Consider the following 15241-nt stretch of genomic DNA (forward strand, 5'->3'; position numbering starts at 1 on the left):
GTTTTTTTTTCTATTTCTCTCACTACAAGTTACTGATATTAACTTGACACAATTTCCTTTACTGCCTCGATAAACAAATCAATTTCATCGAAAGTATTATAATAATGAGGAGATGCTCTCACTGCCCATTTTACCCCCTTTTCATCAAAATCAATCACAGCAAAATTTCTAAAGCTCGGAACCACATTTATTTTTCTCTTCAGTAACTCGTCAACAATATATTTTGGTTGCGAATCTTCCACAAAAAACGTCACCAAGCCCCCGAGTTCAGGCCCTCTATCCAAAACCCTTACTTTAGGAATTTGAGCCAGTTCATCCCTCATATATTTTGACAACAGCTGTATTTGCTTCCAAATTCTATCCTCCCCAATATCCAAACAATATTCAATAGCAGTCTTACTTCCCAAAACAAGAGCATAAGCAAACTCCCAATCTTCAAAACGCTTCGCATCCGGTTGCTGTTTGTATTCATCTTTTTCAACCCAATCAGCACCTCTCATATCAATAAACAAAGGCTCAAGTCCAGACACAAGAACTCTATCCGAAACATAAAGAAACCCCGTACCGCGAGGACCTCTCAAAAATTTCCTGATCGTAATACTTAAAAAATCACATTTCAATTCCTCAACATCCAACTTCATTTGCCCCGCTGATTGACAAGCATCCAGAATATACCAGGTTTTATCAGTATGCACTTTTGTATAACGATCGTATATTTCACCTATACTTTTAACAGGCTGAACCAAACCGGAATTAGTTGGAATATGTGTTATAGCCAACAATCTCGGCTGAAGAGAAAATAATTTTTCTTCGAGATCACTTAGATCAATACCTCCGGTTTCAGCATTCTTTATTCTCACTATTTTAATTCCAAATCGTTTCTGACATGAAATAAACTGAATCTGATTCGAAATAAAATCATCATTGTCCGTCAAAATTATATCATCACTCAAAAACGGAATAGAAGACAATGCTCGAGTATACGAATCTGTAGCACTTGCAGTAAAAGCAATATTTGCCGGATTACAATTAATCAATCTTCCCGCCTGAGTATAAAATTCCTTTATCACATCAGCTTTCAAAGCTGCAGCCTCATACCCTCCAATTTCAGACTCTAACTTTATATGTTCCAAAATAGACCGAGTCACCGCATCTGGCATTAGACCTGCGCCTGCATTGTTAAGATGATTTACATTTTTACACCCAATGGTTTCACTTCTAAATTTTTTGATTTCTTCCTCAGAAAAAACACTTTCATTATTTTTCATTACTCTTCTTTTTATGTTAACTATTACAACACAAAACTACTTAGATCCCCTTACTTTATTTCAGCAAATAAATACTACAAATAACTAATTTAACCTAAATTTACTTGAAAATCAGGTAAAAAATGCAAGCACTCGATGATTACGACAAAAAGATTTTACAATTCATGCAGGAAAACAACAAATTGACTGCACAGGAAATTGGCGACTTAGTAAATCTAAGCAGTTCAGCCGTACAAAGAAGATTAGCAAGATTGAGAGAAAATAAAATAATAGAAGCCGATATATCAATAATATCACCAAGCGCTATAGGTTTAACTATTACTTGTATCGTAGATATTGTTCTAACCGACGGAAATTCAAAAGCCTTAGAAAAATTCAAGACCTCTATGCGGAAATGCCACGAAGTGACGCAATGTTATTTTGTCACCGGCACCTATGATTTTGTCATTATTGTAAACACAAAAGACATGCAGCATTACGAATCTTTTGCCAAAAAATGGCTCATGGACGACCCAAATGTTAAACATTTCTACACCCATGTAATAATGGACAAGGTAAAAGTTGGATACAATTATGACAATTTAACCCCCTCGTAGTTTCCCATAAAAAGAAACACTTCAAAACGGGAGATTTCAGCCGCTTTTTTCATCTAAAACAAGTAAGTACCTCACTCTACAAATAAAGTCAAAAGTAAAACACTAAAAACAATTTAAAAACAACTCAACTACACATTCCCTATACTGCTACATTTTCATTTTTTCGCATTAGCCAATTATTATGGCGTTCCCCTCCGGGTCGGGCTGTCCGCTAAATCTTTTGCGATAGAAGTTCCAGGGAAATTTTTAAAAGCACGGTTATCGCAAAAGGATACCGCTCCCATCCCTAACGCGCGATCCACGACAAAAAAACATTTAAAGAAAAACTACTCAGAGACATTCAAAAACACCCTAAAGTAAAAGGGCTGAAAGCCCGAAAGACATCAGCATGGTGCGTAGCGCTATGACTGATAATACCTAGTGTAAAACCGCCCTGAAAGGGCAAAAGCCATTCTCACTCCTGTAAATCAAAAAAAACGTTTGATCTGTGGACTATTTCTAACCGCGACGAGCGCGAGGATTTACACAAAGGACGCAAGGATTTCTCAAAAAGATATAAAAACAAAAAACCCTATCCGATTTGGATAGGGTTTTCAAAAGAAAGGCGACGACATACTCTCCCACATAACTGCAGTACCATCTGCGCAGGCGGGCTTAACTTCTCTGTTCGGGATGGGAAGAGGTGAGCCCCGCCGCAATAACCACCTTAAGATTATTGTTGGCGGTTGTTGGTTTATGGTTGTTGGTGTTTCCATCAACTACCAACCTTCAACTTTCAACTGCAGCTTCGCTGCAAATATTTTAACATACTGAGATAAAGAAACAAATAAGTATTTTAAGTTTTAGAAAGTTTCCTCCCTCCGATTGCTCGGAGGGAAAAGTGCGTACATAAGCTTACGGATTATTAGTACTACTCGACTATGACATTACTGCCTTTACATCTATAGCCTATCAACGTGGTCATCTTCCACGATCCTTAAAAGAAATCTCATCTTGTGGTGGGTTTCGCGCTTATATGCTTTCAGCGCTTATCCCTTCCAAACGTAGCTACTCTGCGGTGCCCCTGGCGGGACAACAGATACACTAGAGGTTTGTCCAATTCGGTCCTCTCGTACTAGAATCAGATCCACTCAAATTTCTAACGCCCACAGTAGATAGAGACCGAACTGTCTCACGACGTTCTGAACCCAGCTCGCGTGCCACTTTAATGGGCGAACAGCCCAACCCTTGGGACCTTCTCCAGCCCCAGGATGTGACGAGCCGACATCGAGGTGCCAAACCCCCCCGTCGATATGAGCTCTTGGGGGAGATCAGCCTGTTATCCCCGGCGTACCTTTTATCCTTTGAGCGATGGCCCTTCCATGCGGAACCACCGGATCACTATGCTCTACTTTCGTACCTGATCGACCTGTATGTCTCTCAGTCAAGCTCCCTTATGCCATTGCACTCTACGCACGGTTACCAAGCGTACTGAGGGAACCTTTAGAAGCCTCCGTTACTCTTTTGGAGGCGACCACCCCAGTCAAACTACCCACCAAGCACTGTCCCCCGCAACACGGGGTTAGGCCTCAGATAAACAAAGGGTTGTATTTCAACAATGACTCCACAACGCCTGGCGACGCCACTTCACAGTCTCCAACCTATCCTACACATCATTTATCCAAGGTCAATACTAAGCTATAGTAAAGGTGCACAGGGTCTTTTCGTCCCACTGCGGGTAAACGGCATCTTCACCGTTACTACAATTTCACCGAGCTCATGGCTGAGACAGTGTCCAGATCGTTACACCATTCGTGCAGGTCGGAACTTACCCGACAAGGAATTTCGCTACCTTAGGACCGTTATAGTTACGGCCGCCGTTTACTGGGGCTTCAATTCAATGCTTCTCCGAAGATAACATCTCCTCTTAACCTTCCAGCACCGGGCAGGTGTCAGGCCCTATACGTCATCTTACGATTTTGCAGAGCCCTGTGTTTTTGATAAACAGTCGCCTGGACCTCTTCACTGCGGCCCCGATTGCTCGGGGCGACCTTTCTCCCGAAGTTACAGGTCTATTTTGCCTAATTCCTTAGCCATGAATCTCTCGAGCACCTTAGGATTCTCTCCTCAACTACCTGTGTCGGTTTACGGTACTGGTACTAATTACCTGAAGTTTAGAGGTTTTTCTTGGAAGCCCTTAGGCGCACTATCTCTTTGTCCGAAGACTCCGAGTACTATCGTATTTCACCATTCTCTACGGATTTGCCTATAGAGAATATAGCTAGGTACTTCAACGAACTATTCCGTCAGTTCGCGGCGCTTTCATCACTCCGTCACCCCATCACAGTAATTAGTAGTACGGGAATATTAACCCGTTGGCCATCGACTGTCCCTTTCGGGTTCGCCTTAGGACCAGACTAACCCACAGCTGATTAGCATAGCTGTGGAAACCTTAGTTTTTCGGTGTGCGGGTTTCTCGCCCGCATTATCGTTACTTATGCCTACATTTTCTTTTCCAGCCAGTCCAGCATACCTTACGATACACCTTCAACCCTGCTGGAATGCTCCCCTACCACTTTGCATTGCTGCAAAATCCATAGCTTCGGTAATATGCTTATGCCCGATTATTATCCATGCTCGTCCGCTCGACTAGTGAGCTGTTACGCACTCTTTAAATGAATGGCTGCTTCCAAGCCAACATCCTAGCTGTCTGGGCAGACAAACCTCGTTCTTTCAACTTAGCATATATTTGGGGACCTTAGCTGATGGTCTGGGTTCTTTCCCTCTCGGACTTGGACCTTAGCACCCAAGCCCTCACTGCTGTAAAACATTATATAGCATTCGGAGTTTGTCAGGAATTGGTAGGCGGTGAAGCCCCCGCATCCAATCAGTAGCTCTACCTCTATATAACTATTATCAGCGCTGCACCTAAATGCATTTCGGGGAGTACGAGCTATTTCCGAGTTTGATTGGCCTTTCACCCCTACCCACAGGTCATCCGAAGACTTTTCAACGTCAACCGGTTCGGACCTCCACACTGTGTTACCAGCGCTTCATCCTGCCCATGGGTAGATCACACGGTTTCGCGTCTAACACTACTGACTAAAGCGCCCTATTCAGACTCGCTTTCGCTACGGATCCGTGACTTAATCACTTAACCTTGCCAGCAACGTTAACTCGTAGGCTCATTATGCAAAAGGCACGCCGTCACCCCACTAAAGGGCTCCGACCGCTTGTAAGCGTATGGTTTCAGGATCTATTTCACTCCGTTATTCACGGTTCTTTTCACCTTTCCCTCACGGTACTGGTTCACTATCGGTCTCTCAGGAGTATTTAGCCTTAGCGGATGGTCCCGCCAAATTCAGACAGGGTTTCACGTGCCCCGCCCTACTCAGGATACCACTATCCATTATACTTGTTACCCATACGAGGCTATCACTCTCTATGGCTCGACTTTCCAGTCAATTCCGGTTCCTTGTACATGAAATGTCGTGGTCCTACAACCCCAACAATGCCGTAACATCATTGGTTTGGGCTAATCCGCGTTCGCTCGCCACTACTTACGGAATCACTTTTGTTTTCTTCTCCTCCGCCTACTTAGATGTTTCAGTTCAGCGGGTTTGCCCACCTATCGGTGTACTATGTCTTCAACATAGTGGGTTGCCCCATTCGGATATCTACGGATCAATCGATGTGTGCTCGTCCCCGTAGCTTTTCGCAGCTTATCACGTCCTTCTTCGCCTCTGAGAGCCTAGGCATCCCCCATACGCCCTTATTTTGCTTATTGTACCAATCTTGTTATTTAAAACAAGACCGTTTTTTTTGTTTCTTATTATTGCTAATAAAAAACGCTTTCTACTTTCTTATTATTTTCTTATCTCAATATGTCAATGAACTTTGTTTCGCTTTAGGCTTTAAGCAATACACTTTAAGCTTTCTTAGCCTTTGCCTATAGCTTAAAGCTTTAGGCCTTGTGGAGAATAACGGAGTCGAACCGTTGACCTCCTGCGTGCAAGGCAGGCGCTCTAGCCAGCTGAGCTAATCCCCCATTTTTTAGTTGTCAGTTAACAGTTTTCAGTTAACACTACTTAAAACGGTTACTCAACCTCTAAAATTTCCTTTTAAATCAAGTTTTTCAGCCTTTTTAAACTTATAACTTATAATTCATAACTTATAACTCTTTAAAAAAGTAGTCCCGGGCAGACTCGAACTGCCGACCCCTACATTATCAGTGTAGTACTCTAACCAGCTGAGCTACGAGACTCTGTTTTTACTTAATTCTTTTTTCATTTTTTAAATTAACAGCAAGAGTAATACAATCTCCAATTCAGAATCCTATAAATAATCATCTTTTTTCCTTAGCGTGTCCGAAAACTAACACTAAGGCTCTAGAAAGGAGGTGTTCCAGCCGCACCTTCCGGTACGGCTACCTTGTTACGACTTAGCCCTAGTTACCAGTTTTACCCTAGGCAGCTCCTTGCGGTCACCGACTTCAGGCACCCCCAGCTTCCATGGCTTGACGGGCGGTGTGTACAAGGCCCGGGAACGTATTCACCGGATCATGGCTGATATCCGATTACTAGCGATTCCAGCTTCACGGAGTCGAGTTGCAGACTCCGATCCGAACTGTGACCGGCTTTATAGATTCGCTCCTGCTCACACAGTGGCTGCTCTCTGTACCGGCCATTGTAGCACGTGTGTAGCCCAAGGCGTAAGGGCCGTGATGATTTGACGTCATCCCCACCTTCCTCACAGTTTGCACTGGCAGTCTTGTTAGAGTTCCCGACACTACTCGCTGGCAACTAACAACAGGGGTTGCGCTCGTTATAGGACTTAACCTGACACCTCACGGCACGAGCTGACGACAACCATGCAGCACCTTGTAATTTGTCTTGCGAAAGATCTGTTTCCAAATCGGTCAAACTACATTTAAGCCTTGGTAAGGTTCCTCGCGTATCATCGAATTAAACCACATGCTCCACCGCTTGTGCGGGCCCCCGTCAATTCCTTTGAGTTTCATTCTTGCGAACGTACTCCCCAGGTGGGATACTTATCACTTTCGCTTAGCCACTGAAATTGCTCCCAACAGCTAGTATCCATCGTTTACGGCGTGGACTACCAGGGTATCTAATCCTGTTCGCTACCCACGCTTTCGTCCATCAGCGTCAATCCATTAGTAGTAACCTGCCTTCGCAATTGGTATTCCATGTAATCTCTAAGCATTTCACCGCTACACTACATATTCTAGTTACTTCCTAATAATTCAAGTTCAGCAGTATCAATGGCCGTTCCACCGTTGAGCGATGGGCTTTCACCACTGACTTACTAAACCGCCTACGGACCCTTTAAACCCAATGATTCCGGATAACGCTTGGATCCTCCGTATTACCGCGGCTGCTGGCACGGAGTTAGCCGATCCTTATTCTTACGATACCGTCAAGCCTCTACACGTAGAGGTGTTTCTTCTCGTACAAAAGCAGTTTACAATCCATAGGACCGTCATCCTGCACGCGGCATGGCTGGATCAGGCTTGCGCCCATTGTCCAATATTCCTCACTGCTGCCTCCCGTAGGAGTCTGGTCCGTGTCTCAGTACCAGTGTGGGGGATCTCCCTCTCAGGACCCCTACCCATCGTAGCCTTGGTAAGCCGTTACCTTACCAACTAGCTAATGGGACGCATGCTCATCTTTTACCGTTGTGACTTTAATAACTCAATCATGCGATTGTGTTATACTATGAGGTATTAATCCAAATTTCTCTGGGCTATCCCTCTGTAAAAGGTAGATTGCATACGCGTTACGCACCCGTGCGCCGGTCTCTATATCCGAAGACATATACCCCTCGACTTGCATGTGTTAAGCCTGCCGCTAGCGTTCATCCTGAGCCAGGATCAAACTCTTCATCGTATATTTTTTATATTATATCGCGACGAATATCTATCGGTTCTTTTCGAATCTTACGACTCTATTACTCTTATTCTTTTGTCCCGATTAATCGGGACGGCTGTCAATTCAATATGTCTACGAACGTATTCTCTTTTCTTATCATCGCTTGTTTCTCAAAGCGGGTGCAAAAGTAGAAAACTTATTTCAAACTGGCAAAAGATTTTTGAAGTTTTTTTTAGAAAATTTCTTTTCCTTTTCAACCTCTATCCTTACCAATTTCTCAATGAACTTCCCATGTTTTGCGGGGTGCAAACTTAAAACTTTCTTTCTTTACTCACAAGCTTTTTGGAATCTTTTTTCGAAAATAAATTTTCGTTTTGATTCGTTTTACTTATCAGTATTGCTGTGAACGTTTATCGCTGTTGCGGGTGCAAAAGTAGTCACTTTATTCGCTTTTACAAGCTTTTTCTAAACTTATTTTTAAAGTTTTTTCGAATTTTCACTTAACCTTCTGATAACACAAGCTTTACGATTTCTTATTTCTTTTACAATTATAAGATTTTTCTCCGAACATACCTGTTTATCATAATTTCACCCCTCCACACTACTTCATTCCTACACCTTCTTCAATATATTCCATCATTTATTATCAAAATTCCATCCACACACAATACCCTCTAATTTCTTTTTACAACTTTCCTACTCAAACAGCAACCAAAATCTGCTTTAAAGCAAGTACATCAGATTTTTAAAGCACCTTAATCCCACTCTCTACAAAAGAACCAACCACAATATAAAATCAACAAAAAACTCAAGAAAATATCAAACCATTATCCTTTTTACATTTACAAGACATTCATTACACACATTTCCACATATCATCAGGAAACAAATTAATAGAAACACAATAAAACAGATTACAGTAATTCGAATTTAAAAACAAAAGAAATTCAAGCAACTAAAAAATTTCAATTCAACCAAGAGCTCATAAAAAGCTCCAAAGTTTTAACAAAAAAAAAAGCAATTTCACTAAAAACACAATCTCAAACAAAACAAGATTGCTCTCACCGAAATCACACTCCCACCTTTACGATATACCAACAATAACCGCTATTATTCCTCCTAAGTATTTCTCACCTCGGCACCACCAAGAGTATTTCAAAGCAAATTCTAATTTAACCGATCAATTGCAAAAAAAAAAGCCTCTAAGAATCAATCAAACTAGGGCTTAGAAAACAGACATAGCTAAGACATTAACCACACCCAATCCACAAACTCGCTTAACTCCGCAATCCCTACACGACCGCATATTCATTTTTTTTCATGTTAACTAATTATTATGGCGTTCCCCTCCGGGTCGGGCTGTCCGCTAAATCTTTTGCGATAGAAGTTCCAGGGAAATTTTTAAGAGCACCGTTATCGCAAAAGGATACCGCTCCCATCCCTAACGCAGTCTGCGATAAAAAGAATATTTCAAGAAAAAAACCATTCATAGACATTCGAAAAAGGGCTGAAAGCCCTAAAGCAACAGCATGGTGCGAAGCACTATGACTTACGATACCCAGTATCAAGCCGCCCTGAAAGGGCAAAAGCCATTCTCACTCCTGTAAATCAAAAAAAAACGTTTGATCTGTGAACTATTTCTAACCGCGACGAGCGCGAAGATTTACACAAAGGACGCAAGGATTTCTCGAAAAGATATAAAAACAAAAAACCCTATCCGATTTGGATAGGGTTTTCAAAAGAAAGGCGACGACATACTCTCCCACATAACTGCAGTACCATCTGCGCAGGCGGGCTTAACTTCTCTGTTCGGGATGGGAAGAGGTGAGCCCCGCCGCAATAACCACCTTAAGATTATTGTTGGCGGTTGTTGGTTTATGGTTGTTGGTGTTTCCATCAACTACCAACCTTCAACTTTCAACTGCAGCTTCGCTGCAAATATTTTAACATACTGAGATAAAGAAACAAATAAGTATTTTAAGTTTTAGAAAGTTTCCTCCCTCCGATTGCTCGGAGGGAAAAGTGCGTACATAAGCTTACGGATTATTAGTACTACTCGACTATGACATTACTGCCTTTACATCTATAGCCTATCAACGTGGTCATCTTCCACGATCCTTAAAAGAAATCTCATCTTGTGGTGGGTTTCGCGCTTATATGCTTTCAGCGCTTATCCCTTCCAAACGTAGCTACTCTGCGGTGCCCCTGGCGGGACAACAGATACACTAGAGGTTTGTCCAATTCGGTCCTCTCGTACTAGAATCAGATCCACTCAAATTTCTAACGCCCACAGTAGATAGAGACCGAACTGTCTCACGACGTTCTGAACCCAGCTCGCGTGCCACTTTAATGGGCGAACAGCCCAACCCTTGGGACCTTCTCCAGCCCCAGGATGTGACGAGCCGACATCGAGGTGCCAAACCCCCCCGTCGATATGAGCTCTTGGGGGAGATCAGCCTGTTATCCCCGGCGTACCTTTTATCCTTTGAGCGATGGCCCTTCCATGCGGAACCACCGGATCACTATGCTCTACTTTCGTACCTGATCGACCTGTATGTCTCTCAGTCAAGCTCCCTTATGCCATTGCACTCTACGCACGGTTACCAAGCGTACTGAGGGAACCTTTAGAAGCCTCCGTTACTCTTTTGGAGGCGACCACCCCAGTCAAACTACCCACCAAGCACTGTCCCCCGCAACACGGGGTTAGGCCTCAGATAAACAAAGGGTTGTATTTCAACAATGACTCCACAACGCCTGGCGACGCCACTTCACAGTCTCCAACCTATCCTACACATCATTTATCCAAGGTCAATACTAAGCTATAGTAAAGGTGCACAGGGTCTTTTCGTCCCACTGCGGGTAAACGGCATCTTCACCGTTACTACAATTTCACCGAGCTCATGGCTGAGACAGTGTCCAGATCGTTACACCATTCGTGCAGGTCGGAACTTACCCGACAAGGAATTTCGCTACCTTAGGACCGTTATAGTTACGGCCGCCGTTTACTGGGGCTTCAATTCAATGCTTCTCCGAAGATAACATCTCCTCTTAACCTTCCAGCACCGGGCAGGTGTCAGGCCCTATACGTCATCTTACGATTTTGCAGAGCCCTGTGTTTTTGATAAACAGTCGCCTGGACCTCTTCACTGCGGCCCCGATTGCTCGGGGCGACCTTTCTCCCGAAGTTACAGGTCTATTTTGCCTAATTCCTTAGCCATGAATCTCTCGAGCACCTTAGGATTCTCTCCTCAACTACCTGTGTCGGTTTACGGTACTGGTACTAATTACCTGAAGTTTAGAGGTTTTTCTTGGAAGCCCTTAGGCGCACTATCTCTTTGTCCGAAGACTCCGAGTACTATCGTATTTCACCATTCTCTACGGATTTGCCTATAGAGAATATAGCTAGGTACTTCAACGAACTATTCCGTCAGTTCGCGGCGCTTTCATCACTCCGTCACCCCATCACAGTAATTAGTAGTACGGGAATATTAACCCGTTGGCCATCGACTGTCCCTTTCGGGTTCGCCTTAGGACCAGACTAACCCACAGCTGATTAGCATAGCTGTGGAAACCTTAGTTTTTCGGTGTGCGGGTTTCTCGCCCGCATTATCGTTACTTATGCCTACATTTTCTTTTCCAGCCAGTCCAGCATACCTTACGATACACCTTCAACCCTGCTGGAATGCTCCCCTACCACTTTGCATTGCTGCAAAATCCATAGCTTCGGTAATATGCTTATGCCCGATTATTATCCATGCTCGTCCGCTCGACTAGTGAGCTGTTACGCACTCTTTAAATGAATGGCTGCTTCCAAGCCAACATCCTAGCTGTCTGGGCAGACAAACCTCGTTCTTTCAACTTAGCATATATTTGGGGACCTTAGCTGATGGTCTGGGTTCTTTCCCTCTCGGACTTGGACCTTAGCACCCAAGCCCTCACTGCTGTAAAACATTATATAGCATTCGGAGTTTGTCAGGAATTGGTAGGCGGTGAAGCCCCCGCATCCAATCAGTAGCTCTACCTCTATATAACTATTATCAGCGCTGCACCTAAATGCATTTCGGGGAGTACGAGCTATTTCCGAGTTTGATTGGCCTTTCACCCCTACCCACAGGTCATCCGAAGACTTTTCAACGTCAACCGGTTCGGACCTCCACACTGTGTTACCAGCGCTTCATCCTGCCCATGGGTAGATCACACGGTTTCGCGTCTAACACTACTGACTAAAGCGCCCTATTCAGACTCGCTTTCGCTACGGATCCGTGACTTAATCACTTAACCTTGCCAGCAACGTTAACTCGTAGGCTCATTATGCAAAAGGCACGCCGTCACCCCACTAAAGGGCTCCGACCGCTTGTAAGCGTATGGTTTCAGGATCTATTTCACTCCGTTATTCACGGTTCTTTTCACCTTTCCCTCACGGTACTGGTTCACTATCGGTCTCTCAGGAGTATTTAGCCTTAGCGGATGGTCCCGCCAAATTCAGACAGGGTTTCACGTGCCCCGCCCTACTCAGGATACCACTATCCATTATACTTGTTACCCATACGAGGCTATCACTCTCTATGGCTCGACTTTCCAGTCAATTCCGGTTCCTTGTACATGAAATGTCGTGGTCCTACAACCCCAACAATGCCGTAACATCATTGGTTTGGGCTAATCCGCGTTCGCTCGCCACTACTTACGGAATCACTTTTGTTTTCTTCTCCTCCGCCTACTTAGATGTTTCAGTTCAGCGGGTTTGCCCACCTATCGGTGTACTATGTCTTCAACATAGTGGGTTGCCCCATTCGGATATCTACGGATCAATCGATGTGTGCTCGTCCCCGTAGCTTTTCGCAGCTTATCACGTCCTTCTTCGCCTCTGAGAGCCTAGGCATCCCCCATACGCCCTTATTTTGCTTATTGTACCAATCTTGTTATTTAAAACAAGACCGTTTTTTTTGTTTCTTATTATTGCTAATAAAAAACGCTTTCTACTTTCTTATTATTTTCTTATCTCAATATGTCAATGAACTTTGTTTCGCTTTAGGCTTTAAGCAATACACTTTAAGCTTTCTTAGCCTTTGCCTATAGCTTAAAGCTTTAGGCCTTGTGGAGAATAACGGAGTCGAACCGTTGACCTCCTGCGTGCAAGGCAGGCGCTCTAGCCAGCTGAGCTAATCCCCCATTTTTTAGTTGTCAGTTAACAGTTTTCAGTTAACACTACTTAAAACGGTTACTCAACCTCTAAAATTTCCTTTTAAATCAAGTTTTTCAGCCTTTTTAAACTTATAACTTATAATTCATAACTTATAACTCTTTAAAAAAGTAGTCCCGGGCAGACTCGAACTGCCGACCCCTACATTATCAGTGTAGTACTCTAACCAGCTGAGCTACGAGACTCTGTTTTTACTTAATTCTTTTTTCATTTTTTAAATTAACAGCAAGAGTAATACAATCTCCAATTCAGAATCCTATAAATAATCATCTTTTTTCCTTAGCGTGTCCGAAAACTAACACTAAGGCTCTAGAAAGGAGGTGTTCCAGCCGCACCTTCCGGTACGGCTACCTTGTTACGACTTAGCCCTAGTTACCAGTTTTACCCTAGGCAGCTCCTTGCGGTCACCGACTTCAGGCACCCCCAGCTTCCATGGCTTGACGGGCGGTGTGTACAAGGCCCGGGAACGTATTCACCGGATCATGGCTGATATCCGATTACTAGCGATTCCAGCTTCACGGAGTCGAGTTGCAGACTCCGATCCGAACTGTGACCGGCTTTATAGATTCGCTCCTGCTCACACAGTGGCTGCTCTCTGTACCGGCCATTGTAGCACGTGTGTAGCCCAAGGCGTAAGGGCCGTGATGATTTGACGTCATCCCCACCTTCCTCACAGTTTGCACTGGCAGTCTTGTTAGAGTTCCCGACACTACTCGCTGGCAACTAACAACAGGGGTTGCGCTCGTTATAGGACTTAACCTGACACCTCACGGCACGAGCTGACGACAACCATGCAGCACCTTGTAATTTGTCTTGCGAAAGATCTGTTTCCAAATCGGTCAAACTACATTTAAGCCTTGGTAAGGTTCCTCGCGTATCATCGAATTAAACCACATGCTCCACCGCTTGTGCGGGCCCCCGTCAATTCCTTTGAGTTTCATTCTTGCGAACGTACTCCCCAGGTGGGATACTTATCACTTTCGCTTAGCCACTGAAATTGCTCCCAACAGCTAGTATCCATCGTTTACGGCGTGGACTACCAGGGTATCTAATCCTGTTCGCTACCCACGCTTTCGTCCATCAGCGTCAATCCATTAGTAGTAACCTGCCTTCGCAATTGGTATTCCATGTAATCTCTAAGCATTTCACCGCTACACTACATATTCTAGTTACTTCCTAATAATTCAAGTTCAGCAGTATCAATGGCCGTTCCACCGTTGAGCGATGGGCTTTCACCACTGACTTACTAAACCGCCTACGGACCCTTTAAACCCAATGATTCCGGATAACGCTTGGATCCTCCGTATTACCGCGGCTGCTGGCACGGAGTTAGCCGATCCTTATTCTTACGATACCGTCAAGCCTCTACACGTAGAGGTGTTTCTTCTCGTACAAAAGCAGTTTACAATCCATAGGACCGTCATCCTGCACGCGGCATGGCTGGATCAGGCTTGCGCCCATTGTCCAATATTCCTCACTGCTGCCTCCCGTAGGAGTCTGGTCCGTGTCTCAGTACCAGTGTGGGGGATCTCCCTCTCAGGACCCCTACCCATCGTAGCCTTGGTAAGCCGTTACCTTACCAACTAGCTAATGGGACGCATGCTCATCTTTTACCGTTGTGACTTTAATAACTCAATCATGCGATTGTGTTATACTATGAGGTATTAATCCAAATTTCTCTGGGCTATCCCTATGTAAAAGGTAGATTGCATACGCGTTACGCACCCGTGCGCCGGTCTCTATATCCGAAGACATATACCCCTCGACTTGCATGTGTTAAGCCTGCCGCTAGCGTTCATCCTGAGCCAGGATCAAACTCTTCATCGTATATTTTTTATATTATATCGCGATGAATATTTATCGGTTCTTTTCGAATCTTACGACTCTATTACTCTTATTCTTTTGTCCCGATTAATCGGGACGGCTGTCAATTCAATATGTCTACGAACGTATTCTTTTTTCTTATCATCGCTTGTTTCTCAAAGCGGGTGCAAAAGTAGAAAACTTATTTCAAACTGGCAAAAGATTTTTGAAGTTTTTTTTTTAGAAAATTTCTTTTCCTTTTCAACCTCTATCCTTACCAATTTCTCAATGAACTTCCCATGTTTTGCGGGGCGCAAATGTAATACCCGTTTTTAAATCTCGCAAGCTTTTTGGAATCTTTTTTCGAAAATTTCTTTTCTCATTTCCTTTCCTTTCTTGCCAGTATTACTGTGAACGGTTATCGCTGTTGCGGGTGCAAAAGTAGTCACTTTATTCGCTTTTACAAGCTTTTTCTAAACTTATTTTTAAAGTTTTTCTTAAATGGCT

Annotated in this window: 2 protein-coding genes, 4 tRNA genes and 6 rRNA genes; 1 reads left to right on the forward strand and 11 read right to left on the reverse strand. The window is 43.8% G+C overall.

Annotated elements, in window-relative coordinates:
• Positions 1–38: 38 nt before the first annotated feature.
• Positions 39–1268 carry an aminotransferase class V-fold PLP-dependent enzyme gene (locus tag ACAM30_RS05625; protein WP_369617599.1) on the reverse strand — a complete coding sequence of 410 codons (1230 nt, stop codon included), beginning with the start codon at positions 1266–1268 and terminating at the stop codon, positions 39–41.
• Positions 1269–1390: 122 nt separating this feature from the next.
• Here ACAM30_RS05625 and ACAM30_RS05630 point away from each other — a divergent pair, with 122 nt between their 5' ends.
• On the forward strand, positions 1391–1864 hold the full coding sequence (locus tag ACAM30_RS05630) for an Lrp/AsnC family transcriptional regulator (protein ID WP_369617600.1): 474 nt from the start codon (positions 1391–1393) through the stop codon (positions 1862–1864).
• A gap of 599 nt (positions 1865–2463) precedes the next feature.
• On the opposite strand, the gene rrf (ACAM30_RS05635) is transcribed toward ACAM30_RS05630, so the two are convergent.
• From rrf (ACAM30_RS05635) to ACAM30_RS05680, 10 genes are all read right to left on the reverse strand, one after another.
• Positions 2464–2573: ribosomal RNA gene (gene rrf / locus ACAM30_RS05635) — 5S ribosomal RNA — on the reverse strand.
• A 175-nt stretch (positions 2574–2748) separates the two neighbouring features.
• Positions 2749–5630: ribosomal RNA gene (locus ACAM30_RS05640) — 23S ribosomal RNA — on the reverse strand.
• A 187-nt stretch (positions 5631–5817) separates the two neighbouring features.
• Positions 5818–5891, reverse strand: a tRNA-Ala gene (locus ACAM30_RS05645).
• 142 nt (positions 5892–6033) lie between these two features.
• Positions 6034–6107: transfer RNA gene (locus ACAM30_RS05650), tRNA-Ile, on the reverse strand.
• A 128-nt stretch (positions 6108–6235) separates the two neighbouring features.
• A 16S ribosomal RNA gene (locus ACAM30_RS05655) occupies positions 6236–7749 on the reverse strand.
• A 1723-nt stretch (positions 7750–9472) separates the two neighbouring features.
• Positions 9473–9582: ribosomal RNA gene (rrf, locus tag ACAM30_RS05660) — 5S ribosomal RNA — on the reverse strand.
• Positions 9583–9757: 175 nt separating this feature from the next.
• Positions 9758–12639, reverse strand: a 23S ribosomal RNA gene (locus ACAM30_RS05665).
• 187 nt (positions 12640–12826) lie between these two features.
• Positions 12827–12900: transfer RNA gene (locus tag ACAM30_RS05670), tRNA-Ala, on the reverse strand.
• Positions 12901–13042: 142 nt separating this feature from the next.
• Positions 13043–13116: transfer RNA gene (locus tag ACAM30_RS05675), tRNA-Ile, on the reverse strand.
• 128 nt (positions 13117–13244) lie between these two features.
• Positions 13245–14758, reverse strand: a 16S ribosomal RNA gene (locus ACAM30_RS05680).
• Together the 16S, 23S and 5S rRNA genes with 4 tRNA genes alongside form the textbook arrangement of a ribosomal RNA operon.
• Positions 14759–15241: the final 483 nt, after the last annotated feature.

Origin of the sequence: Flavobacterium sp. CFS9 (assembly GCF_041154745.1) — a bacterium.
Taxonomy (GTDB): domain Bacteria; phylum Bacteroidota; class Bacteroidia; order Flavobacteriales; family Flavobacteriaceae; genus Flavobacterium.